Source organism: Rathayibacter sp. VKM Ac-2927, assembly GCF_022815525.1.
GTDB classification, from domain to species: domain Bacteria; phylum Actinomycetota; class Actinomycetes; order Actinomycetales; family Microbacteriaceae; genus Rathayibacter; species Rathayibacter festucae.
The window spans coordinates 654320-678764 of the sequence record NZ_JALGRT010000003.1 but is presented as its reverse complement, the minus strand read 5'-3'; the positions used below and the strand labels follow the sequence as shown (position 1 = coordinate 678764).

The following is a 24445-nucleotide window of genomic DNA, read 5'->3' as shown; positions in this document are numbered from 1 at the left end:
TGTGCGTGCGTTCCGCAGAGCGTCCTGCGTCCGGCTCGCGAGAAACGCTGGCAAGCGTTTCTCGCTCATCGCCTTGTGGGACTCGGCTGGTTCTGGGGACGGGCGGCTCAGTAGTCGTTGTCGTCAGCGCTCGTGCTCCGCAGAGGCCGACCTCTAGCCGCTGTATCCCGCATCCGGCCATGCTGGTCGAGTAGTCCCGCAGGGGCGTGCCGACCGTGGTGGTCGAGCAGCTCCGCAGGGGGCGTGCCGACCATGCTGGTCGAGTAGACCCGCAGGGGCGTGCCGAACATGCTGGTCGAGTAGACCCGCAGGGGCGTGCCGAACATGCTGGTCGAGTAGACCCGCGGGGGTGTGCCGGACATGCTGGTCGAGTAGCCCCGGAGGGGCGTATCGAGACCTGCCGTCGACCGGGGTGGAGGCTGCCGCCTCGGTGGATCGAGGGGTGCGATCGGGCCGCTGCGCGAGCTGCTCCTCGCGTGAGGCAGCAAGGGCGAGGCCTGAGGTTGCGTGTCGAGCACTGCGCAGGGCTCAGCGGGGCCCGCTGGTGCAGGTGGAGGGGACCGGCGCTGCTGGTTCCGACCGTGGTGGATCTCGATACGCCCGCTGCGCGGGCTGCTCGATCAGCATGCGGGGGCCGCGTCGGGGCGGGGTCGGCAGCGTTCGGGCGGGGCGTCGCCCTCAGCCGCAGGAGCAGTTCTCGGAGCGGAGGGCGGTGATGCTGCGCTGGTGGACGAGCACCTCGCGGGCCACGATCGGCAGGCCGAGGCCGCTCGCCGCCGCCTCGGCGCGCAGCGTGAGGAAGGCGACGTCGGCGGAGATCCGCAGGCTCGCGCTCAGGAAGCCGACGGCCTGGAGGACCGCCGCCTCCTCGTCCGTGACGTCGGGCAGGGACTCCACCCAGGAGACGAACACGCCGTCGACCGAGTCCTCAGGCACGGGGGCCACCACCGGCACGACGACGGCTCAGGGAGGTGCGAGACGGTGACAGCATCCCCATCAGTGTCACCGAAGTGATGACATGAGGACGGAGGGCTCGCCGCTGGGGGAGCAACACGGACGAGGACGCCCGGTCCCACCTCGAGCCGGGCGCGTCCGGGCCGGTCCATGCCGCACGAGGAGGTGGCATCCGACGCTGGAGACCGACTCGAGGTCCCGCGAGAACCCGATCCTGCGGATCGATCGACTTCGGCACGTGTCGATCGTCTGAGGAGCCCATGCTGGTCGTCCTCTCTGCCGGGGTCCGGGGCGGATCGGATTGCCGGGTCGCCGCAGACAAGGTAACTTTTTTGTCGGTATCCCCCTCCGGTGCGGTTGTCCGCTCAGCGCACTCCTCGCGCGGCGAGGTGCCCCTGACGGCGGACGCCGCGGATCGGCACGGGCGGAAGGGGGAGCAGTGGCGGAGCACCTGCAGTTCGAGCCGAGCGGAGAGAGGGCCGCGCGCCTCGTGGAGGCGGTCGTGCACGCGCAGGACGCCCAGCGCCGGCTGACCGCCCGAGGGCGGGTGCAGCTCGGCCTCGGCGCGACCGACATCGCGGCCCTGCAGTACGTGGCGCGGACCGGGCGCTCCCCGGTGACCCTCGGCCAGCTCGCCGACTGGCTCGACGTCACTCGCGCCGCGGCGTCGATGGCCGCCAAGCGGCTGGTCGCGGCCGGCTACCTGCATCGCGTCGACGACGAGTCCGACGGCCGACGGCGCTGGCTCGTCCTCACTCCACGCGGTCGCGAGGCGATCGACGAGGCGTTCGGCGCTGCCGACCGGGAGGCGTCGGCGCTCGTCGAGCAGCTCGACGACACCGTGGTCGAGTCCGTGCTCTCGACCCTGCAGCAGCTCGCGACCGTGCTCGACCCGCCCGGTGGGCCGGAGCGGACGAGAGCGCCGCATGGCGACTGATCGGGCTCCGGACTCCGCACGGGAGGATCGGGGGAGCATCCGCATCGAGGCGGTCGGCACCGACCTCGAGCGCGCCTCCGAGGTCCTCGGCGGCTTCTACTCGGGGACGGGGTGGTCGGTGGCGGGCACCGAGCAGCCGTTCTCGTTCCGCTACGCGGCGCTCGGCGACCCGGTGATGACGCTGCGCACCTCGCAGATGCGCGGCGCGACCACCGGGGAGGACCCGGCCGGCGGCGACTACGTCGTGCAGTGGCTGGTCGAGGGCAGGGGGATCGTCGACGTCCACCGGGACGCGATGCCGGTGACGCGTGGTGTGCCGCTCCTGAATCCGGCCCATCGACCGTTCGTCTTCTCCTACGCCGACTACGACCAGAAGCTCGTGCACCTGAGCCGTGAGCACGTCGACCGCAGCGCCCGCGAGCACGGCTACCGCCGCACGGGCGCGCTCCGCTTCGACCACCTGCACCGCCACGGCGTGGAGGCCGTGGCGCAGTGGCACGCGGTGATCGGCGAGATCTCCACGGCGATCCGCACCGGCCGGGTGACGCCGCTGCTCTGGGACCGGCTGACCCGCCGGGCGGCGGCCGCGTTCCTGGAGCTGTACCCGCCCGAGGGCGCGGCGCTCCCGGAGGTCCTGCTCGCCCCGAGCAACGCCGGGATGCGCTCCGCCGTCGAGTTCGTGCACGAGAACGCGCATCTGCCGATCGGACCGATCGAGATCGCCGCGGCCGCGCACCTCAGCGTGCGCGGGCTGCAGGTCGCGTTCCAGCGCCTGCTCGGCACCACGCCGCTGCAGTACGTGAGGGACGTGCGCCTCGACCGGGTGCACGCGGACCTGCGCCTGGGCGACCCGGCACGCTCGAGTGTCGCCGGCACGGCACGCAGCTGGGGCTTCGGACACCTCGGCCGGTTCTCCGCCGCCTACGCCGCGCGCTTCGGCGAGTACCCGAGCAGCACCCTCGGCCGCTGATGCGGGCGCCAGGTCAAGGGCGGTAGAGCGCCCACTCGTCCCGGGGCAGCTCGCGCAGCTCGTCGACGACCCGCAGCTGCCAGGTCGCCGGCGTGTGCCCCTCGAGGCGCCCGTGCACGGTCTCGCTGGTCCAGCCGTCGCGGGTGCGGGTGTAGCGGATGAATCGGACGTGCCGGCCCTCGAGGGGTGCTCCGCTGGTGGCCATCCCTCGATGGTCCCCGATCCGAGGGGCGGTTATCCGCTCTTGACAATGCGCGCGACCAGCTGGGCGACGTACGGGAAGGGGATCGGCGGCTGAGCACCGACCGCGGAGTGCGGCCGGGGCGCTCGCCACCGACCCCTAGGGTGAGCGGATGAGCACCGCCGCCCTCTCCCCGAGCGCCCGATTCCACCAGCGATTCCTCGTCGAGCAGCGGGAGATGACGGAGCCCGCCCGCCGCCGCCTGATGCGCGCGGGAGGCGGTTCGGTGGCGGTCGGTCTCGTGCTCTTCGCCGCGCTGATCGTCCAGGTCGCGACGGGCACCGGCCTGGCGGCGCTCGACCCCGCGGTCTCGGAGTGGTTCCGCGCGAAGCGCTTCGCGGAGGGGACGGTGGTGATGGACACGCTGGCCACGGTGTTCGGCCCGGTCCTCCTGCCGATCATCATCCTCGGCGTGCTCGTGCTGTGGATCGCGCTCGCCCGGCACCTCTGGCGGCCGCTCCTGCTCGCGGGCGGGATGATCACGGGGATGCTCAGCGTCCAGCTCGCCGCGCACCTGGTGCAGCGGATGCGGCCGCCCGTGGAGTACATGCTGCTCGGGGCCGACGGGACGTTCTCCTTCCCGTCCGGCCACGTGACCGGCGTCTGCGACTTCTTCCTGATCACGACCTTCCTGCTCGCCTCGCGCCGCTCCTCGCCGGTCTGGGCGATCGGCGGCTTCGCGCTCTCGCTCGGGATGATCGCCGGCCAGGTCGTCGCCCGCCTGTACCTCGGCTACCACTGGCTGACCGACACTCTCGCCTCGGTGGCGCTCGCGCTCGTGATGCTCGGGTCGGTCGTGCTCATCGACACCTGGCGCACCGCGGTGGCGCGCGGGGACGAGGCCTGACCGGAGGTCGCCGAACCGCACCGCTCAACGACGACGCCCCCGGGCCGCAGGGCTCGGGGGCGTCGTCGTCCATCGGGGGAGCGTCAGCCGCCGACGGCCTGGCGTGCGCTGTCGAGTCCGGAGGAGAAGGCGTCCGCCGACGAGACGTTGCCGGACTCCAGCTCGACCAGGGCGCCGGAGAGCGCCGCGCCGATCACGCCGGTGTCGGGCCCGTTGACGAAGGACGGGAACTGCTCGACGGAGGTGGCGATCACGTCGCCGATCTTCGAGTCGCCGAAGAACGGGTCCGTGTAGGCGCGGACGCTCTCGCTCTCGAGGGCGTCGGTCGCCGCCGGGAAGGTGCCCGAGGTGGCGAAGTGGTCCTCCTGGCCCTCGGCCGACATCATCGTCTCGATGTACTGCCAGGCGGCCTCGGGGTGCTCGGCGCGGGCCGGGATGGCGATGACGCTGCCGCCCCAGTTGCCGCCGACGCCGGGGACCGTGGTGACCCGCCAGTTCCCGGCGGTGTCGGGGGCGTCGGTCTTGATGCCCTGCAGGATCCACGAGGGAGCGACGGTCACGGCGAACGCGCCGTTCGCGCGCCCGGGGCCCCAGCCCGAGGAGAACGCGGCGATGCCGGCGCTGATGCCCGCGTCGTGCGCCTGCACGGCGGTGTCGAAGGCGTCCTCGACCTGCGGGTTGGTGTCGTAGACCAGCTCGCCGTCGGGGGAGTAGTACTTCTCGGTCACCTGGTTGATGGTCGAGTAGAAGACGCTGGTCTCCACGTTGTCGACGAACGGCTTGCCGGTCGCGGCGGTGTACTTCTCGCCCGTCGCGAGGAAGCCGTCCCAGTCGCTCCAGAGCGCGGCGACCTCGGCAGGGTCGGTCGGGAGGCCGGCCTGCTCGAAGAGGTCGGCGCGGTAGGCGAAGCTCAGTCCGCCGACGTCGGTCGGGATGCCGACGACCGAGCCGTCCTGCGCGGTGCCGGCGTCGGCGGCCCACTTCAGATAGGAGGCGTCGAGGTCGTCGCCGCCGAGGGTGCGCAGGTCGAGGAAGTTGGCGCTGTTCTCGACGAAGCGGGGCAGGTCGTCGCCCTGGATCATGACCAGGTCCGGCACCTTGCCGCCGGCGAGCGCGGCGGTCAGGGCGGTGGCGGTCTCCTGCGAGGAGCCGACCTCGGTCAGCTTGACCTTCGCGTCGGGCTTCTTGGCCAGATACTCGCTGACGTTGTCCTTCGCCTGGATGCCGGTGAAGGACCAGAACTGGACCTCGGCGTTCGGGTCGTCGGACGCGCCGCCGCCACCGCCCGAGGAGCAGCCGGTCAGGGCGAGGGCGACGGTGGCGACCGCGGCGGCCGCGGTCAGGATTCTTCTTCTCACGGGGGAGTCCTCTTCATCGGGGAGTCGCGGTGGTGCCCCGCGCGCGGGCGGGAGAACGATCTCTAGCTCGACGCTATCCCGCGCCTGGCCCCCTACGCAACAGCTGTCGGTCTCGGCGAGAGTTCGATCTCCCATCCACGGCGGGTCCGTGCATGCTGGTCGAGTAGCCCCGCAGGGGCGTATCGAGACCCCAGGTCCTCTGCAGGGCGGTCTGCAGACTCGGCTTCTGACGCCGGGGGATCTCGATACGCCCGCTCCGCGGGCTACTCGATCAGCATGAGGTGGCCCGTTGCGCATGCAGATCGATCAGCATGCGGTGGCCCGCTCCGCGGGCTGCTCGATCAGCATGGCCCGGTCCGCTGAGCGGCCGCCCGACCGGCACGACGACGAAGGCGGGCGGAGGGACGCGTGTGCGTCCGCTCCGCCCGCCTCCGGGTGGGGTGGTGCCGGTCAGCCCAGGTGGCGCAGGAAGAGCGCGCCGAGCGGGGGCAGGATCAGCTCGGCCGAGGCGGGTCGGCCCGCCCAGGGCTCGTCGCGGGCCTCGACGGCGCCGAAGTTGCCGACTCCGGAGCCTCCGTAGATCTCGGCGTCCGTGTTGAGCAGCTCCTCCCAGCGGCCGGCCTCGGGGAGGCCGACGCGGTAGCCGTGCACCGGCGAGCCGGAGAAGTTGACGATGACCGCGACCGCGCGGCCGGCCTTGTCCTTGCGGAGGAAGGAGATCACGTTCGGCGCCGCGGCACCGCCGTCGATCCACTCGAAGCCGGCCTGGTCGTTGTCGAGCTCGTTCAGCGACGGGACCTCGCGGTAGAGCCGGTTCAGCTCGCCGACGAGGCTCCACAGCCCGCGGTGGCTGGGCTGGTCGAGGATCCACCAGTCGAGCCCGCGCTCCTCGGACCACTCCGAGTACTGCCCGAACTCCTGGCCCATGAAGAGCAGCTGCTTGCCCGGGTGCGCCCACATGAACGCCAGGTAGGCGCGCACGTTCGCCAGCTGCTGCCAGTGGTCGCCCGGCATCTTCTGGATCAGCGAGCCCTTGCCGTGCACGACCTCGTCGTGGCTGATCGGCAGCACGAACTGCTCGCTGAAGGCGTAGACGAAGGAGAAGGTGATCTCGCCCAGGTGGTACTGGCGCCACAGCGGGTCGTTCGCCATGTAGCGCAGCGAGTCGTTCATCCAGCCCATGTTCCACTTGAGCCCGAAGCCGAGCCCGCCGGAGACGGTGGGCTGGGTGACGCCGGGCCAGCTGGTGGACTCCTCGGCGATCATCATGATGCCGGGGTAGAGCTTGTACGCGGTGGCGTTCACCTCCTGCAGGAAGCTGATCGCCTCGAGGTTCTCGCGGCCGCCGAACTGGTTCGGCAGCCACTCGCCCTCCTTGCGGGAGTAGTCGAGGTAGAGCATCGACGCCACGGCGTCGACCCGCAGGCCGTCGACGTGGAACTCCTCGAGCCAGAACAGCGCGTTGGCCACGAGGAAGTTGCGGACCTGGGTGTGCCCGAAGTCGAAGACGTAGGTGCCCCAGTCCATCTGCTCGCCGCGGCGCCAGTCCGGGTGCTCGTAGAGCGGCTCGCCGTCGAAGCGGGCGAGCGCGAAGTCGTCCTTCGGGAAGTGCCCGGGCACCCAGTCGACGAGCACGCCGATGCCGGCCTGGTGCAACCGGTCGATCAGGTACTTGAGGTCGTCGGCGGTGCCGAAGCGGCTCGACGCGGCGTAGTAGCCGGTGACCTGGTATCCCCAGGAGCCGCCGAAGGGGTGCTCGGCGAGCGGCATGAACTCGACGTGGGTGAAGCCCAGCGTGGTGACGTACTCGATCAGCGGATCGGCGAGGTCGCGGTAACCGAGACCGGGCTTCCAGGAGCCGAGGTGCATCTCGTAGACGCTGATCGGCTGGGTGTGCGGGTCGACGCTCGCGCGCTGCTCCATCCAGCCGGAGTCGCTCCACTGGTGGTGGGAGACGGGGACGCGCGAGGCGGTCGCCGGCGGCACCTCCGTGGCGCGGGCCATCGGGTCGGCCTTGCGGACCCAGCGGCCGTCCCGCGAGAGCAGGTCGAACTTGTAGGAGGCGCCGGGCTCGATGCCGGGGACGAAGATCTCCCAGACGCCGTTGACGCCGAGGTTGCGCAGGGCGTGGCCCTCGCCGCTCCAGTCGTTGAAGTCGCCGACGACGCGGGCGGCCTGGGCGTGCGGCGCCCAGACGGCGAACGAGGTGCCCCAGACACCCTCGTGCTCGCGGTGCCGCGCACCGAGCGCCTCCCAGAGCCGCTCGTGCCGGCCCTCGCCGATCAGGTAGAGGTCGAAGTCGCCGACCGTCTTCGAGAAGCGGTACGGGTCCTCGGCGGTCCAGGAGGAGCCGTCGCCGTAGTGCGCCTCGACGGTGTACGCCTGCGGGTCCTCGTCGTGGACGCCCTGCCAGAGGCCGTCGTGCAGGTGCTCGAGCTCGACGCGGACGCCGCCGGCCAGGACGGCCGTGACGGCGTCGGCGAGCGGCCGGCGCACGCGGACGACCGCGCCGCCGCCGGGGAGCGGGTGCTGCCCGAGAACGTCGTGGGGGAGCGCGTTGCTGCCGGTCGCCAGCTGCTGGAGGACCCACTCGGGGAACTCGGGGAGCGCGTCGACCTCGGCGTCCGGCGCCGGGCCGGGGTCGGAGTCGCTCGTCTCGGCGATCGGTGCGTCGGCCGCGGCGGTCGGCTCGGGCGGCGTCAGCGGCTCGAGGGTCGCGAACGGAGCGGTCGGCTCCGGCGGCGTGAGCGGCTCGGGGGTCGCGGACGCCGTGGTCGGCTCGGGCGGCAGGAGCCGCTCGGGCGGCGCGACGGGCTCGGGCGGGGTGAGCCGCTCGGGCGCTGCGGACTCCTCGGCCGCGGGCTCCGCGACGTGCGCGCCCGTGGTCGTGGCCGAGCTCGTGCCGGTCGTCACGACCGTCTCCGTGCGCGGCTCGACGTCCGCCGCGTCGGCGGGGCTGCCGGCCTCGGCGGGGACGACGTTCTGCGCCGGCCCCGTCCCGCGCTCGCTCTCGTCCGTGCTCTCGGCCGGGCTCGTGCCCTTGTCCTCGGGAACCGTCATCGTCCGTCCGCCTTCACGCTCAGGATGTGCACGGGCTCGACGAAGGAGTCGAGCCGCACGTAGTTGTCGCTGCCCCAGGTCCACACGGCACCGGTGATCAGGTCCTCGACCTCGTAGGTCGAGCTCCAGTCCAGCCCGAGGGACGGCAGGTCGATGTGCACCGTGGTCTCGCGCGCCGAGTGCGGATCGGTGTTGACGACGACCAGGAGGGTGTCGTCGCTGCCGGTGCCGGTGAACGCGCGGTCCAGGTGCTTGGAGTAGACGAGGATCGCGTCGTCGTCGCTGCCGTGCACCTGCAGGTTGCGGCGCTGGGCGAGCGCGGGGTGCGCCCGGCGGATCTCGTTGAGCCGCGTGATGTACGGGGCGATCGTGGTCCCGGCGGCGTCGGCCGCGGCCCAGTCGCGCGTCTTGTACTCGAACTTCTCGTTGTCGATGTTCTCCTCGGCGCCGGGGCGCGCGACGTTCTCGATCAGCTCGTAGCCGGCGTAGACGCCCCAGAGCGGCGAGGCCGTCGCGGCGAGCGCGGCGCGGACCTTGTAGGCCGAGCGGCCGCCGTACTGCAGGTACTCGGTGAGGATGTCCGGCGTGTTCACGAAGAGGTTCGGCCGCATGTAGTCGGCCGTCTCGTGCGAGATGCTCGTGAAGAACTCCTCGAGCTCCTCCTTGGTGTTGCGCCAGGTGAAGTACGAGTACGACTGCTGGAAGCCCACCTTGCCGAGCGCCCGCATGATCGCCGGGCGGGTGAACGCCTCCGCGAGGAAGACGACCTCGGGGTTCTCGGCGTTGACCTCGTGGATGATCCACTCCCAGAAGTCGAGCGGCTTGGTGTGCGGGTTGTCGACGCGGAAGATCTTCACGCCGAGCGAGATCCAGTAGCGCAGGACGCGCAGCGCCTCCTGGCGGATGCCCTGGGGGTCGTTGTCGAAGTTGATCGGATAGATGTCCTGGTACTTCTTCGGCGGGTTCTCGGCGTAGGCGATCGAGCCGTCCGGCAGCGTCGTGAACCACTCCGGGTGGCTGGTCACCCAGGGGTGGTCGGGCGAGGCCTGCAGCGCGAAGTCGAGTGCGAGCTCGAGGCCCGCGGCGGTGACGGCGTCGTGGAAGGCGGTGAAGTCCTCCACGGTGCCGAGGTCGGGGTGGATCGCGTCGTGCCCGCCCTCGGGGGCGCCGATCGCCCACGGCGAGCCGGGGTCGCCCGGGCCGGCGTTCAGCGTGTTGTTCGGGCCCTTGCGGAAGTTGCGGCCGATCGGGTGGATCGGCGGCAGGTAGAGCACGTCGAAGCCCATCGCCGCGACGGCGGGGAGGCGGTCGATCGCGGTGCGGAAGGAGCCGGAGGTGACGGTGCCGTCCTCGTTCCGGACCGCGCCCTCGGAGCGGGGGAAGAACTCGTACCAGGCGCCGACGCCGGCGCGGGTGCGCTCGACGTGCACCGTGCGCGGCTCCGAGACGCTCGCGAGGCTCATCACGGGACGCGCGGTGAAGGCGCCGTGCACGGCGGGGTCCTCGGCGGCGGCGAGGCGCGCCTCGGGAGTGAGTGACTCGTCCGCCACGGCGGCGGCGGCGTCGGAGAGCAGGGAGCGCTCGGCCTCGGAGCGGGAGTCGTCGCCGGCCGCGGTGCGGAGGAGGCCCTCGCCGATCGCGAAGGTGACGGCGATGTCCAGGCCGGCCGGGATCTTGACCTCGGCGGTGTGCAGCCAGGTCGCCCAGTCGTCGGCGAAGGCGCGGATGCGATACGTCCAGTCGCCCTCGTCGTCGAGGAGGACGAGGCGCCCGTAGCGGTCGGTGCCGGTGGCGATCAGCGCCATCCGGTGCTCCGATTCGGTGCCGGCGGGGGAGGTGAGCAGCAGGTCGACGCCGATCAGGTCGTGCCCCTCCCGGAACGCCGTCGCCGCGAACGGGACGACCTCGCCGACGAAGGCCTTCGCCGGCCAGCGGTCGTCCTCGAGCCGCGGCTGCGGGTCGATGATCGGGATGCGCTCGGCACGCACCCGGTAGCCGGAGCCGGTCGGAGGCGACTGCTCCGCGGTCTCCGCCGCAGCCTCGGGAGCCGGCGCCGCGTCGGCCGTCCCCGGTGCCACGGGCGCCTGCGCCTGCGCGGCCGGAGCCGGTGCCGTGCGATCCTGCGCATCCTGTGCCGCCGCCTCGGGCGACGGGGGTGTCTGCGCGGCGGGAGTCTCCTCCCGGGCCGCACCTCCCCGAGCCGCTCGTCGTGCGTCCTTGCCGTGCGAAGCCTTGCCGAAAGGTGTCTGAGCCACGTCACGACAGTAGCGACCGGCGATGCCTTTGGCACGCCGGTTGCGAACGCGCGCGCCGCTGTGCAAAAGGGCCTGCGCCACGGCCGACGGCGCCCGCGGGCACTCCGCTACAGTGTGCGAGCGCGACCGCCCCGGCCGTCCGCAGGGGGTGCTCGCCGGGGTCCGCAGTCGCCGGGATCAGCCGGTCGTCGTACCGGCAGAGAGTCGAGGAGTGCCGTGAAGGCCATCCGCCGCTTCACCGTCCGATCGGTCCTGCCGCCCGAGCTGTCCGCGCTCGGCGAGCTGGCGGGCAATCTGCGCTGGGCCTGGCACGAGCCGACCCGTCGCCTGTTCGAGCGGGCGGACGCCGAGCTGTGGCAGCGCAGCGGCGGCGACCCGACCGCGCTCCTCGGCGCGATCGCGCCCGAGCGCCTCGCCGAGCTGGCCCGCGACCAGGGCTTCGTCGACGACGCCTGGCGCCTCCGCGACGACCTCGAGCGCTACCGCACCGAGCCGCGCTGGTACCAGTCGCTGCCGGAGTCGGCGCCGCGCTCGATCGCCTACTTCTCGCCCGAGTTCGGCATCGCCGCGGCGCTCCCGCAGTACTCCGGCGGCCTGGGCATCCTCGCGGGCGACCATCTCAAGGCGTCCTCGGACCTCGGCGTCCCGCTGACGGGCGTCGGCCTCTTCTACCGCTCGGGCTACTTCTCCCAGGGCCTCTCCGCCGACGGCTGGCAGCTCGAGTCCTACCCCTCGCTCGACCCCGACGGCCTGCCGCTGCGGATCGTGCGGCTGGCCGACGGCTCGGCGGCGCGGATCGTCCTGGCCCTGCCGGACGGGCGCGCGCTCTACGCGCGGGTCTGGCGGGCCGAGGTGGGCCGGGTGACGCTGCTGCTCCTCGACACGGACGTCCGCGAGAACGAGGACGCCCTGCGGACGGTCACCGACCGGCTCTACGGCGGCGGCGGCGAGCACCGCCTCCTGCAGGAGCTGCTGCTGGGCATCGGCGGCGTGCGCGCCCTCGAGCTGTGGGCCGAGGTCTCGGGCACGCCGCTCCCGGAGGTGTTCCACACCAACGAGGGGCACGCGGGCTTCCAGGGTCTCGAGCGCATCTCCGGCCTGATCGGCTCGGGCCTCGACTTCGACCAGGCGCTGCAGGTCGTCCGCGCGAGCACCGTCTTCACCACGCACACGCCGGTGCCCGCGGGCATCGACCGCTTCGACCGCGGGATGATCGAGCAGTACTTCACCACCGAGCTGCTGCCGGGCGTGCAGATCGAGGACGTGCTGGCGCTGGGCTCCGAGTCGACCACGGGGGGCGCGAGCGACGTCTTCAACATGGCGTTCATGGGGCTCCGCCTGGCGCAGCGCTCCAACGGCGTCTCGAAGCTGCACGGCGAGGTGAGCCGCTCGATGTTCTCCGGTCTCTGGCCGGGCTTCGACACGGCGGAGGTGCCGATCGGCTCGGTCACCAACGGCGTGCACGCGGCGACCTGGACCGATCCGATCCTCCGGGGTCTCGCCCACGACCGGCTCGGCACCGACGACACCACCCGCGCCGACTGGGCGTCCGGCGCCCTGAGCGACGGCGAGCTCTGGCAGGCGCGGCGCTCGATGCGCGAGCAGCTGGTGCGCGACGCCCGGGCGCGCGCCGCCCGCAGCTGGCGCGAGCAGAACCCCGGCGGCCTCACTCCGGCCTGGCTCGACGAGCTGCTCGACCCGGACGTGCTCACCATCGGCTTCGCCCGGCGCGTGCCCACCTACAAGAGGCTGACGCTGATGCTGCACGACCCGGAGCGGCTGCGCGCGCTGCTGACCCACCCGGAGCACCCGATCCAGATCGTGATCGCCGGCAAGTCGCACCCCGCCGACGAGGAGGGCAAGCGGCTGATCCAGAAGCTGGTCCGCTTCGCGCAGGAGCCGGACGTGCGCCGGCGGATCGTCTTCCTGCCCGACTACGACATCGCGATGGCGCAGCTTCTCTACCCGGGCACCGACGTCTGGCTGAACAACCCGCTGCGTCCGCTCGAGGCCTGCGGCACCTCCGGGATGAAGGCCGCGCTGAACGGCTCGCTGAACCTGTCGATCCTCGACGGCTGGTGGAACGAGTACTTCGACGGCGAGAACGGCTGGGCGATCCCGTCCTCCGACCGCGACCTCGACCCGGAGTCGCGCGACACGCTCGAGGCCGATGCGCTCTACGAGCTGCTCGAGAGCGAGGTCGTGCCGCGCTACTACGAGCGCGATCACGACGGAGTGCCGCGCCGCTGGGTGCGCTCGATCCGGCACACGCTGGCGACGCTCTCGCCGGAGCTGTCGGCCGAGCGGATGGTGCGCCAGTACGTCGAGGCGCTCTACCAGCCCGCCGCGGAGGCCGGGCGCGAGATCGCGGCCGACCACTTCGAGCCCGCCAAGGAGCTGTCGTCCTGGAAGCAGCGGGTCCGCGCGGGCTGGCCGGGAGTGGCGGTCGCCTCCGTGGAGTCCGGCGGCATCGACGCGGTGCCCCAGCGCGGCGACCGGCTCGCCCTGCGCGCGGGAGTGCGCCTCGGAGAGCTCTCGCCCGAGGACGTCGTGGTGCAGGTCGTCTCCGGCACGACCGCGGCGGACGGCTCGCTCGTCGACGTGCGCCTGCACGAGCTCGAGGTCGCCGAGGAGTCGGGCGCGGTCGTGCCCGCCGACGCGGTCGGCCGCGTGCCCTACGCCGGCGAGATCGTCCTCGACCGCAGCGGCTCCTTCGGCTACACCGTCCGCGTCGTGCCGCGGCACCCGCTGCTCGCCCGCTCGGCCGAGCTCGGCCTGGTCGCGGCGGCCGGCTGACGCGCCCCATGCCGGTCGAGTAGCCGCGCAGCGGCGTCTCGAGCGGGGAAGCCGCTTCGCGTCTCAGTGGTGAGCTGAAGGACGCGGCTGCGCCGCGACATGCTGGTCGAGTAGCCCCGCAGGGGCGTATCGAGACCCGACGTCACCAGAAGGGCTGGTCTGCAGACTCAGGTTCTGACGGTGGTGGATCTCGATACGCCCGCTCCGCGGTCTACTCGATCAGCGTGGAAGCCCGCTGCGCGGGCTGCTCGATCCGCATTGACGTGGCCTCAGTGCATGCCGGTGGAGCTGCCGCGAAGCGTCGTCTCAGATGAATGCTGGTCGAGTAGCCGCGCAGCGGCGTATCGAGACCCGCCCCGCTCAGCGCGCGATGTCCGCCAGGGTCGCGCCCGTCGCGGCGACGAGGTCCGCCGGCGCGAGCTCGATGTCGAAGCCGCGCCGCCCGCCCGAGACGAGCACGGTGTCGTACAGCTCCGCCGTCTCGTCGAGCACCGTGCGGTGCCGCGTCTTCTGCCCGATCGGGGAGATGCCCCCGAGCACGTAGCCGGTGCGCCGCTGCGCGAGCGCGGGGTCGGCCATCGAGGCCCGCTTGCCGCCGACCGCCGCCGCGAGCTCCTTGAGCCCCAGCTGCCCGGTCACCGGCACGATGCCGACGACCAGCTCGCCGTCGACGTCGACCAGCAGGGTCTTGAACACCCGCTCCGGCTCCACCCCGAGCGCCTGGGCCGCCTCGCCGCCGTAGCTCGCCGCCCCGGGATCGTGCCGGTACTCGCGCGGCACGAAGGCGATCCCCGCCGCGGTCAGCGCGAGCGTCGCCGGAGTCCCCGGTCCGCCCTTCATCAGCTCGCGGCGGCCGGACGCGGGCCGTGCGCGGCGAAGAGCTGCATCGACGTGCCGGCGACGCGGACGACCTGCCCCGGCTCGAACGACTCGCCGTGCTCGAGCGGCACCGACTCCTCGCTGCTCCAGAGTCGCGTGTACCCGGTGACCCCCTCGCTCTCGGCGAGGACCACCGAGGTGTCCGCCTCGACTCCGTGCACGATCAGCAGGACGCGGTCGAACTCCTCCGTCTCGGGAGTCGACGCGGCCAGGTACTGCAGCGTGCGGTTCTCCGCCGAGGTCCAGTCGTGCTCCGACATCGTCCGCCCGTGCGCGTCGAACCACTGCATGCTCGTGGCTCCCGGTGTCACCGCACCGCCGCGCCCGTAGCGCGAGGGCCGCAGCGCCGGGTGCTCGCGGCGGAGGCGGATGAGCGTCCGTGCGTGCTCGCGCAGCTCGAGCTGCCAGTCGCTGCGCCCGTCCCAGCGCAGCCAGGTGAGGTCCGAGTCCTGGCAGTAGGCGTTGTTGTTGCCGCGCTGGCTGCGGCCGAACTCGTCGCCGGCCGTGATCATCGGGACGCCGGCCGAGAGCAGCAGCGTCCCGAGCAGGTTCCGCATCGCCTTCCGCCGGCCCCGGTTGACGCCGTCGTCGGCGGTCGGGCCCTCGAAGCCGTGGTTGAAGGAGCGGTTGGTGTCGGCGCCGTCGCGGTTCGACTCCCCGTTGCCGATGTTGTGCTTGACGTTGTAGGAGACCAGGTCGGCGAGCGTGAAGCCGTCGTGCGCCGTGACGAAGTTGACGGAGGCGAGCGGCCCGCGCTCGAGCGAGAACGTGTTCGACGAGCCGGAGAGCCGGGTCGCGAAGCCGCCGATGCCGACCGGCGCCGTTCCCGCACGCCGGGCGTAGTCGATGTCCGAGAGCCAGAAGTTGCGCGCACGGTCGCGGTAGCGGTCGTTCCACTCCGACCAGCCGTCCGGGAAGTTGCCGGTCTGCCAGCCGCCCATGCCGACGTCCCAGGGCTCGGCGATCATCTTCACGTCGGCGAGCGACGGGTCCTCGACGGCCGCGCGCAGCAGCGGGTGGTCGCGCTGGAAGTGCGCGATCTCGTCCCGCCCCAGCGTCGCCGCGAGGTCGAGACGGAAGCCGTCGACCCCGACCTCGTCGGACCAGTAGCGGAGCGAGTCGAGCACCAGGCGCTGCGCGACCGGCCGGCCGAAGTCGATGGTGTTGCCGCAGCCGGTCACGTCGATGTAGTGGCCCTCGCCGGTCTGGCGGTAGTACGCCTGGTCGTCGATCCCGCGCAGACTCGAGCGCGGACCCTGTGGCCCCTCCTCGGCGGTGTGGTTGTAGACGACGTCGAGGATCACCTCGAGCCCGGCCTCGTGCAGCAGCTTGACCATGCCCTTGAACTCGCGCAGCACCGCGGTCGGGCCGCCGCGCTGGGCGGCGGGGGAGGCGTAGGAGGCGTGCGGGCTGAAGAAGTTGAGGGTGTTGTAGCCCCAGTAGTTGGTGAGCCCCTGGCGCAGCAGCCGCTGCTCCGAGACGAACGCGTGCACGGGGAGGAGCTCGACGGCGGTGACCCCGAGGTCGAGGAGCGACGAGACGGTCGACTCGTGCGCGAGGCCGGCGTAGCTGCCGCGCAGCTCGACGGGCAGGGCCGGGTTGAGCTTGGTCAGGCCCTTCACGTGCGCCTCGTAGATCACGGTGCGATCCAGCGGCGTGCGCGGCTTCTCGGAGGAGCCCCAGTCGAAGGAGTCGTCCACGACGACGGAGCGCCACTCGTTCTCGGCGACCCGGTGCAGCCCGCGGGAATAGGGCTCGAGCAGGGGGACCCGCGGATCGAAGCGACCCGGGACGCCCGAGGGCCCGTCCACCTTGATCGCGTAGCGGCGGCCGACGGTCAGCTGCGCGGCCCGGGCCGACCAGACGTCGTCCTCCCCGCGCGTCAGCGGGACGGTCCGAGTGACCCAGCTCGGGTCCTTCTCGTCGTAGAGCAGCAGATCGATGGCGGTCGCGTGCTCCGACCAGACCCGCAGCTCACCGCCCTCCGCGTCCACGACGACTCCGAGGCGGGCCAGGGAGTCGCGTGTCTGCATGCGACCTACAGTAGTGAGGGGCCGGAGACCTGCTCCGCACCCCGGACGCGGGACGGAGGGCGCCATGATCTATCTCGACCACGCGGCGACCACCCCGCTCCGGGCCTCGGCGCTCGCCGCCTTCGCCGAGGCGTCCGCGCAGCCCGGCAACCCCTCGTCGGTGCACGGCTCGGGCCAGGAGGCGCGCCGCCGGCTCGAGGACGCCCGCTCGGCGATCGCCGTCGCCCTCGGCTGCGAGCCGATCGAGGTGATCCTCACCGCGGGCGGCACCGAGGCGATCAACCTGGCGCTCAAGGGCCTCTACTGGCAGCGCGTCGCGGAGTCCCCGGCGCGCACTCGCATCCTCGTGCCCGGCGGCGAGCACCACGCCACGATCGACACGGTGGAGTGGCTCGCGGCCCACGAGGGAGCCCGGATCGAGTGGCTCGCGCTCGACGCGGAGGGGACGCTGCGGCCCGAGACGCTCGAGGCGGCGCTCGCCGCGGATCCCGGCTCCGTCGCGCTGGTCTCCGCGCTCTGGGTGAACAACGAGATCGGCACGATCGCGCCGGTCGCCGAGCTGGCCGCGGTCTGCGCGCGGGCCGGCGTGCCGCTGCACCTGGACGCGGTCGCGGCGCTCGGCCATGTGCCGCTCGAGATCGCGGCGGTGCGGCGCGCCTCCGGCTCCCGCGACGGCGCGGGTCTCGTCGCGGTCAGCGTCTCGGGGCACAAGGTCGGCGGGCCGATCGCGACCGGCGCCCTCGTCCTGGCGCGCGACGCCCGGGTCGTGCCGGTGCTGCACGGCGGCGGTCAGCAGCGCGGCGTCCGCTCGGGTACCCAGGACGTCCCCGGGGCGGCGGCGTTCGCGTCGGCCGTGACGGAGGCGGTCGCGGAGCTGCCCGGCGAGGCGCTGCGACTGGCGGCCCTGCGCGACCGGCTCGTCGCGGGGATCCTCGCGGCCGTCCCCGGTGCGACGCTGACCGGTCCGGCCGTCGACTCCGGCCGGCGAGTCGCGAGCAACGCGCACGTCGCCTTCCCCGGCGCGCAGGGCGACTCGCTCCTCTTCCTCCTGGACATGGCGGGCGTCTCGGTGTCCACCGGCTCGGCCTGCACGGCGGGCATCCCCGAGCCCTCGCACGTGGTGCTGGCGCTCGGCCGCAGCGAGGACGAGGCGCGCGGCGTGCTCCGGATGACGCTGGGCTGGACCACGACGGACGCCGACGTCGACGCGCTGCTCGCGGCGCTGCCGGACGCGTACGCGCGGGCGGCCCGCGCCGGGTTGTCCAGCCGCGCCGTGCTGCCCGGCTGACGCCGCCTCCGCGCGCCCGCCCGCCCGGTCCGTTGTGCAGGCGTCCGGCGCGAGTCGCCCGATCCTCCGTGCAGGTCTGCGCCGAACGCGCGCGATCGCCTGCAGATCGGACGCGACGGGGGACGGACCGCCGCGAATCGCGCACACCGCACGCCCGCCGCCCGCTCGTAGACTCGGACGGTGAAGGTTCTTGCGGCGATGAGCGGTGGAGTGGACTCGGCGGTGGCCGCGGCCCGCGCGGTGGAGGCGGGGCACGAGGTGGTCGGCGTGCATCTCGCGCTGAGCAGGATGCCCGGCACGCTGCGCACCGGCAGCCGCGGCTGCTGCACGATCGAGGACTCGATGGACGCCCAGCGCGCCGCGAACGTCCTCGGGATCCCCTACTACGTGTGGGACTTCTCCGAGCGGTTCAAGCTCGACGTGGTCGACGACTTCGTGGCCGAGTACGCCGCCGGCCGCACCCCCAACCCGTGCATGCGCTGCAACGAGCGGATCAAGTTCGCTGCCCTGCTCGAGAAGGCGCTCGACCTCGGCTTCGACGCCGTCTGCACCGGCCACTACGCCTCCCTCGAGACCGCGGCCGACGGCAGCCCCGAGCTGCACCGCGCGAGCGACGAGGCGAAGGACCAGTCCTACGTGCTCGGCGTGCTCACCACCGCGCAGCTCGAGCACTCGATGTTCCCGCTCGGCTCGACGCCGTCGAAGGCGGTCGTCCGGGCGGAGGCGGCGCGCCGCGGCCTGAGCGTCGCGAACAAGCCGGACAGCTACGACATCTGCTTCATCCCCGACGGCGACACCCGCGGCTGGCTCTCGGAGCGCGTCGCCCCCGAGACCGGCGCGATCGTCGACCGCGACGGCGCGGTGGTGGGGGCCCACGAGGGTGCCCACGGCTACACGGTCGGTCAGCGCCGGGGCCTGCACCTCGGTGTGCCCGCGCCGGACGGACGACCGCGCTTCGTCCTCGAGGTGCGGCCGAAGACGAACGAGGTCGTCGTCGGTCCGCGGGAGGCGTTGCGCATCGGCGAGATCGCCGGGGCGCGCTTCACCTGGGCCGGCGCGGCGCCGGAGGACGCGTCGACGCCGTTCCGCTGCGACGTGCAGATCCGCGCACACGCCGACCCGGTCCCGGCGACCGCCGTGGTGTCGGACGTCTCTGGGAAGGTGGAGCTCGTGATCACTCCCGACTCGCCGCTCGACGGCGTCGCCCCCGGCCAGACGGCCGTCGTCTACCTCGGCACCCGCGTGCTCGGCCAGTGCACGATCGACCGCACGGTCGCGGCCGACCTCGTCGGCACCTCCGCGAGCTGGGCGGTGCTCTGATGGCCGCGACGCCCGAGGCGAGCGCGACTCCGGCGGCGGACCTCGATCCGGCGCAGCGCGTCGACGAGCTGCGCGCGCGGATCCGCTCGGCGAGCGAGGACTACTACGCGGCCGACGCCTCGCCGCTCGCCGACGCCGAGTACGACGCGCTGGTCCGCGAGCTCGCCGAGCTCGAGACGGCGCACCCCGAGCTGGCCAGCGAGGACTCGCCGACGCAGACCGTCGGGGGAGTGGTCGCCGCCGGTCTCGACCCGATCGATCACGCCGAGCGGATGCTCTCGCTCGACAACGTCTTCTCGGCCGAGGAGCTGCGCGAGTGGTGCGACAAGACCGTCGCCTCCGCCGCCCGCCCGGTCGCCTGGCTGACCGAGCTCAAGATCGACGGCCTCGCCATCTCGCTGCACTACGAGAACGGCCGCCTCGTCACCGCGGCCACCCGCGGCGACGGGCGGACCGGCGAGGACGTCACCGTCAACGCACTGCGCGTCGCGGGCATCCCGCAGCAGCTGGCGGGCGAGGGGCACCCGGCGCTGGTCGAGGTCCGCGGCGAGGTCTTCATCCCCGTGCGCGAGTTCGCGGCGCTGAACGCCCTGCAGGAGACCCTGCGGGACGAGGCCGTCGAGGAGGCGCGCGAGCGCTGGTCGGCCCGGCCGAGCGCCACCCGCAAGCCCTTCGACGAGGAGCGGGTCCGCGACAGCGCCCTGCGCCGCTTCCCCACCTTCGCCAACCCGCGGAACGCCGCGAGCGGCGGGCTCCGCCAGCAGCTCGACAAGAAGTCCGGCCTCGACCTCCGCGCCGGCGAGGCGCGCGTCGGCTCGCTCGCGCTCTACGTGCACGGCATCGGCGCCTGGCCGGACCCGCCGGTGCAGAGCCAGTCCGAGGTCTACGGGCTGCTCGCCTCCTGGGGGCTGCCGGTCAGCGCGCACAACCGGGTGTCGGAGTCGGTGGACGAGGTCCTCGCCTTCGTCGAGCAGTACGGCCGCGAGCGCCACTCGGTCGAGCACGAGATCGACGGCGTCGTCGTCAAGGTGGACGAGCTGGAGCTGCACGACGAGCTCGGCGCCACCAGCCGCGCCCCGCGCTGGGCCATCGCCTACAAGTACCCGCCCGAGGAGGTGCACACCAAGCTCCTCGACATCGTCGTCAGCGTCGGCCGCACCGGCCGGGCCACCCCGTTCGCGCAGATGGAGAAGGTCAAGGTCGCCGGCTCCGAGGTGCGCCAGGCCACGCTGCACAACGCCGACGTGGTGAAGGCCAAGGGCGTGCTGATCGGCGACACCGTCGTCCTGCGCAAGGCCGGCGACGTCATCCCCGAGGTGCTCGGCCCGGTGATCGAGCTGCGCGACGGCAGCGAGCGCGAGTTCGTGATGCCGACGCAGTGCCCCGCGTGCGGCACGACCCTCGCTCCCGCCAAGGAGGGCGACGTCGATCTGCGCTGCCCGAACGCCCGCTCCTGCCCCGCGCAGGTGCGCGGCCGCGTCGAGCACATCGGCAGCCGCGGCGCGCTCGACATCGAGGTGCTCGGCGAGGTGACCGCCGCGGCGCTGACCCAGCCGTTCGTGCCCGCGGAGCCGCCGCTCGACACCGAGGCGGGCCTGTTCGAGCTGCGGATCGAGGACGTCTTCCCGATCGAGGTCGTCGTCCGCGACAGCGAGACCGGGCTGCAGAAGCTCGACGACCGGGGCGAGGCGAAGGTCGTCGGCCCGTTCAAGCGCAAGCGGCAGAAGCGCGACGGCCCGTTCGACCCGGAGGCGGAGGTGTTCGGCGGCGACGCCGAGTACGTCCCCTCGACGACCGGCCTCGCGCTGATCGCCAACATCGAGAAGGCGAAGACCTCGCCGCTCTGGCGCTTCCTGGTCTCGCTCAGCATCCGGCACGTCGGCCCGGTCGCCGCCCGCGCCCTCGCCGGGCACTTCGGCTCGCTCGACGCTATCCGCGCGGCCAGCCGCGAGGAGCTCGCGGCGGTCGACGGCGTCGGCGGCATCATCGGCGACGCGGTGCTCGCCTGGTTCGAGGTCGACTGGCACGCCGAGATCGTCGACCGCTGGGCGAAGGCCGGCGTGCAGTTCGCCACGCCCGGCCACCCCGGCCCCGGCGCGGCCGACGCCGCGGGCGGCGTGCTCGCCGGGCTGACCGTCGTCGCGACCGGCTCGCTCGAGGGCTACAGCCGCGAGGGGGCACAGGAGGCGATCCTCGCCGCCGGCGGCAAGGCCGGCTCGAGCGTCTCCAAGAAGACGCACTACGTCGCCGCGGGGCCCGGTGCCGGCAGCAAGCTCGGCAAGGCCGAGGCGCTCGGCGTGCGGATCATCACCGCCGCGGAGTTCCACCTGCTCGTGACCGAGGGGCCCGAGGCGATCGCGCTGCCCGAGGAGGCGGCCTCGGAGGAGACGGCCGGCGACGCGCCAGTGGCCGACGCGCCCGCCGCTGACGGCACCGACCCGGTCGCCGCCGAGGCGCCGGCCGACGAGACCGCCGATGCGTCGACCGCCGATGCGCCCGCCGCTGAGGAGACCCCCGACGCGGATGCCTGACCGGCCCGGCGAGGAGCGGCGGGCGTTCCTCCGCCGCTCCCTCGCCGAGGCCGCCTCGACCGCGCTGGACGCCGCCGCCCGCGCCGTGCCGCTCACGACTCGCGAGCGCGAGGCCGCCGCCGCACTGGCCCGGATCGACCACCTCGTCGTCGTCTCCTTCGCCGGCCGGCCGCGCCGGGAGGTCTTCGGTGCCCTCGACGGCGAGCCGGGCACCGACTTCGCGGGCGGCACCGACGAGGTGCTGACCGCCCCCGGCCCCGGAACCGAGGGCGACCGCTTCACCCCCGCGATGCTCCCCGTGCACACGCTGCTCGCGCAGTCGTTCGCGCGCGCCGACCACTGGCGCGCGGACGGCCGTGACCCGCTCCGCTCACTGCTCGACTCGGCCAGGCACGTCGGCACCCCCTGGTGCCTGGTCGTCGACGACCGGCAGGGTGTCTCGACCACGCTGCTCGCCGACCCCGAGTGGCCGCACCACGACCCCGCGGCCGTCGCCGCCGCCGAGGGAGTCCTTCTCCCGCTCTCCCGTCTCGCGGAGGCGGCCGCCGCGGGCACCCTGCCGCCGGTCGTCCTGGTCGAGCCCCGCTCGCTCGTCGATCCGGCCGACTTCGCCGCCGCCGACGATCCGAGCGCCTCGCGGTCCGCGGACGCGCGGGTCGCCGAGCGGCTCCTGCACGAGACCGTCGACGCGGTCCGGGCGGCGGAGTCGGCCGGCCGCCGAGTGCTCCTGCTCGTCATCGCGCGCGGACAGGCCGGTCGCCCCGGCGACGTCCCGGCCCTCCTCATCGCCTCGAGCGCGCGGCCCGGTGATCGTCTGACGGCCCGGCTCGGCCCGGCGACTCCCGCCCTCCTGCACCGCGCCCGCTTCGCCGCGGACCGCCGGGCGCTGGCGGACGACGGCGTGCTCGCCGTCGCCGAGGCGCTCTCCGGGCCCGCCCGGCCGCTGTCGCGCTACCCGCGCACGGCACCCGCCTTCGCGCCGGAGGACCGGGAGCGCTCGATCGGGCCGGCCCTGGCCGCAGCCCTCGCCGCGGCAGGCGTCAGCGGCGCGCCCCTCGACGTCGATCAGGCCCTCATGATGCTCCGAGCCGCCGCCCCGGGCGCGTCGCTACACTCCCGGGAGGCACGGATCCGCAGCACGCGGGAAGGGCGGGACGCATGAGCGGCACCGACGGCGGCGGCGATCGCACCCCGCGAGACGATGCCCCTCGTTCGCGCTCCCGCCGCCGCTTCCTGGCCGGCGGCGCGGTCGCCGGCGGAGTCGCCGCCGCGGGCCTCACCGGCGGAGCGATCGGCGCGGCCGTCGCCTCCGGCCGGGACCGCGAGGCGGAATCGCCACTGCCCGAGCGCAGCGAGCCGGGCTTCGACCACGTCGTCGTCGTGATGTTCGAGAACCGCTCCTTCGACAACATCCTCGGGCAGCTCTACACGGCCGGCGGCCCGCCCGCGGGCGCGACCTTCGAGGGCCTGCAGAGCGGCGAGCACTCCAACACCACCGCCGCGGGTGACACGGTCGCCGCGCACGTCTACCAGGGCGCGACCGACACCGTCATGCGCCAGCCCGATCCCGACCCGGGCGAGGAGTACCCGCACGTCAACACCCAGCTCTTCGGCACGATCGACCCGCCGTCGAACGCCGGGGCGTCCGTCGGCGCGATGACGGCTCCCTACAACGCGCCCGCCGACGCCTCCGCGCCGACGATGAGCGGGTTCCTCGAGGACTACGTGCAGAACCTCCGCCACCTGAAGAAGGGCGAGGAGCCCACCCGCGAGGAGTACGGCACGATCATGGGCGGCTTCTCGCCGGACATGCTGCCCGTCTTCTCGACACTGGCCCGCGAGTTCGCCGTCTTCGACCACTGGTTCTGCGCCGTCCCCTCGCAGACCTTCTGCAACCGCTCGTTCTTCCACGCCTCGACCTCGCACGGCTTCGTCACCAACAAGCACGGCGGCGGTTACGAGAAGTGGCTCGCCGACGACCTCGCCGACGCGCCGACGGTCTTCAACCGCCTCGAGGAGGCCGGGAAGAGCTGGCGGGTCTACTTCGACGCGCTGCAGGTCGTCTCCTACACCGGCTTCCTGCACGCGCCGGTGCTCGAGAAGTACTGGAAGACCAACTTCGCCCCAATGGAGCAGTTCTACGCGGACGTCGCGAGCGGCGGGCTGCCCGACTACGCCTTCGTCGAGCCGCGGCTCGTCTTCGACCACAACGACATGCACCCGCCGACGGGCGTCCTGCACGAGGACGAGGTCGACGGGCAGCCGCTCTACGACAGCGCGCTCTCCGACGTGCGCGCGGGGGAGCTGCTGCTGCACCAGATCTACTCGGCGATCCGCGAGAGCGCGTCGACGACGGGCTCGAACGCGATCAACACCCTGCTGCTGGCCACCTTCGACGAGCACGGCGGTCTCTACGACCACGTGCCGCCGCCCGCCGCGACCCCGCCCGGCGACGGCCGCGAGGGCGAGATGGGCTTCGGCTTCGACCGCCTCGGCTGCCGCGTGCCGGCGATCGCGATCTCGGCCTACACCCGGGCGGGCACGATCCTGCACGACGAGATGCACCACGGCGCCCTGATCCGCACCCTCAGCCGCCTGCACGGGCTCGAGCCGCTCACCGCCAGGGACGCGGACGCGCCCGACCTCTTCGGTGTCGTCACCCTCGACACCCCGCGGCAGATCGACGACTGGCCGACCACCGTGCCGCAGTACCTGCCGCCGAATCCGGAGGCGACCCCGCCGCACCCGGCCAACGCGAACAGGGACAAGCCGCTCAGCCCGCCGGCCCTCGGGCTGATGGGCCTGCTGCTCGCCCGCTACGGCGAGCCCGGCGACGACCTGCCGACCACTTACCAGGGCGCCTACGAGGCGCTGCTGAAGCACGGCACGAGCCTCTTCGGCACCGGCACGGTCACCGCCTCGCCGACCGCGTCGCCCGGGTCCTGAGCGGAGGGAGCGTCGGTGCCCCTGGATAGA

At 73.2% G+C, this 24445-nt stretch carries 17 protein-coding genes; 9 read left to right on the top strand and 8 right to left on the bottom strand.

Features of this window, described 5'->3' with window-relative positions; translation table 11 throughout:
- Positions 1-107: 107 nt before the first annotated feature.
- A complete protein-coding gene (locus MT353_RS12355; RefSeq protein ID WP_243624647.1) occupies positions 108-362 on the bottom strand; it encodes a hypothetical protein in 255 nt (84 codons plus the stop codon).
- Between the two features lie 316 nt (positions 363-678).
- Complete coding sequence (locus MT353_RS12350; protein WP_243624646.1) at positions 679-936, bottom strand: ANTAR domain-containing protein; 258 nt, start codon at positions 934-936, stop codon at positions 679-681.
- A gap of 457 nt (positions 937-1393) precedes the next feature.
- Here MT353_RS12350 and MT353_RS12345 point away from each other — a divergent pair, with 457 nt between their 5' ends.
- Both MT353_RS12345 and MT353_RS12340 read left to right on the top strand, forming a co-directional pair.
- On the top strand, positions 1394-1891 hold the full coding sequence (locus MT353_RS12345) for a MarR family winged helix-turn-helix transcriptional regulator (RefSeq protein ID WP_243624645.1): 498 nt from the start codon (positions 1394-1396) through the stop codon (positions 1889-1891).
- Positions 1881-2861 carry an AraC family transcriptional regulator gene (locus MT353_RS12340; protein WP_243624644.1) on the top strand — a complete coding sequence of 327 codons (981 nt, stop codon included), beginning with the start codon at positions 1881-1883 and terminating at the stop codon, positions 2859-2861. The genes MT353_RS12345 and MT353_RS12340 overlap by 11 nt, the downstream gene beginning before the upstream one ends.
- A 13-nt stretch (positions 2862-2874) precedes the next feature.
- On the opposite strand, the gene MT353_RS12335 is transcribed toward MT353_RS12340, so the two are convergent.
- Positions 2875-3066, bottom strand: coding sequence for a hypothetical protein (locus tag MT353_RS12335; protein ID WP_243599125.1), 192 nt, complete (start codon positions 3064-3066; stop codon positions 2875-2877).
- A gap of 148 nt (positions 3067-3214) precedes the next feature.
- Here MT353_RS12335 and MT353_RS12330 point away from each other — a divergent pair, with 148 nt between their 5' ends.
- On the top strand, positions 3215-3949 hold the full coding sequence (locus MT353_RS12330) for a phosphatase PAP2 family protein (RefSeq protein WP_243624643.1): 735 nt from the start codon (positions 3215-3217) through the stop codon (positions 3947-3949).
- An 83-nt stretch (positions 3950-4032) separates the two neighbouring features.
- On the opposite strand, the gene MT353_RS12325 is transcribed toward MT353_RS12330, so the two are convergent.
- The 3 genes from MT353_RS12325 to MT353_RS12315 all read right to left on the bottom strand — a co-directional run bounded on the left by MT353_RS12325 (position 4033) and on the right by MT353_RS12315 (position 10445).
- Positions 4033-5307 carry an ABC transporter substrate-binding protein gene (locus MT353_RS12325; protein ID WP_243615528.1) on the bottom strand — a complete coding sequence of 425 codons (1275 nt, stop codon included), beginning with the start codon at positions 5305-5307 and terminating at the stop codon, positions 4033-4035.
- 450 nt (positions 5308-5757) lie between these two features.
- The gene (gene glgB, locus MT353_RS12320) at positions 5758-8367 is read right to left on the bottom strand and encodes a 1,4-alpha-glucan branching protein GlgB (protein WP_243624642.1); all 2610 of its coding nucleotides are present in this window, start codon (positions 8365-8367) and stop codon (positions 5758-5760) included.
- Positions 8364-10445 carry an alpha-1,4-glucan--maltose-1-phosphate maltosyltransferase gene (locus tag MT353_RS12315; RefSeq protein WP_308197521.1) on the bottom strand — a complete coding sequence of 694 codons (2082 nt, stop codon included), beginning with the start codon at positions 10443-10445 and terminating at the stop codon, positions 8364-8366. Before MT353_RS12315 ends, glgB begins: the two co-directional genes overlap by 4 nt.
- 393 nt (positions 10446-10838) lie before the next feature.
- Between MT353_RS12315 and glgP the strand changes: the two genes are divergently transcribed.
- Complete coding sequence (gene glgP, locus MT353_RS12310; protein ID WP_243624641.1) at positions 10839-13418, top strand: alpha-glucan family phosphorylase; 2580 nt, start codon at positions 10839-10841, stop codon at positions 13416-13418.
- Between the two features lie 360 nt (positions 13419-13778).
- On the opposite strand, the gene ybaK is transcribed toward glgP, so the two are convergent.
- Positions 13779-14258 carry a Cys-tRNA(Pro) deacylase gene (gene ybaK, locus MT353_RS12305; RefSeq protein WP_243624640.1) on the bottom strand — a complete coding sequence of 160 codons (480 nt, stop codon included), beginning with the start codon at positions 14256-14258 and terminating at the stop codon, positions 13779-13781.
- Complete coding sequence (gene glgX, locus MT353_RS12300; protein WP_243624639.1) at positions 14258-16330, bottom strand: glycogen debranching protein GlgX; 2073 nt, start codon at positions 16328-16330, stop codon at positions 14258-14260. The genes ybaK and glgX overlap by 1 nt, the downstream gene beginning before the upstream one ends.
- 64 nt (positions 16331-16394) lie before the next feature.
- On the opposite strand from glgX, the gene MT353_RS12295 reads away from it, so the two are divergent.
- The 5 genes from MT353_RS12295 (at position 16395) to MT353_RS12275 (ending at position 24415) form a co-directional block, all read left to right on the top strand.
- Positions 16395-17618, top strand: coding sequence for a cysteine desulfurase family protein (locus MT353_RS12295; protein WP_243624638.1), 1224 nt, complete (start codon positions 16395-16397; stop codon positions 17616-17618).
- Between the two features lie 180 nt (positions 17619-17798).
- The gene (gene mnmA, locus MT353_RS12290) at positions 17799-18938 is read left to right on the top strand and encodes a tRNA 2-thiouridine(34) synthase MnmA (RefSeq protein WP_243624637.1); all 1140 of its coding nucleotides are present in this window, start codon (positions 17799-17801) and stop codon (positions 18936-18938) included.
- Positions 18938-21469, top strand: a complete 2532-nt coding sequence (gene ligA, locus MT353_RS12285) for an NAD-dependent DNA ligase LigA (protein ID WP_243624636.1) — start codon at positions 18938-18940, stop codon at positions 21467-21469. Before mnmA ends, ligA begins: the two co-directional genes overlap by 1 nt.
- A complete protein-coding gene (locus MT353_RS12280) occupies positions 21462-22631 on the top strand; it encodes a hypothetical protein (RefSeq protein ID WP_243624635.1) in 1170 nt (389 codons plus the stop codon). Before ligA ends, MT353_RS12280 begins: the two co-directional genes overlap by 8 nt.
- Positions 22628-24415, top strand: a complete 1788-nt coding sequence (locus tag MT353_RS12275) for an alkaline phosphatase family protein (RefSeq protein ID WP_243624634.1) — start codon at positions 22628-22630, stop codon at positions 24413-24415. Before MT353_RS12280 ends, MT353_RS12275 begins: the two co-directional genes overlap by 4 nt.
- The last annotated feature ends 30 nt before the right edge of the window (positions 24416-24445 follow it).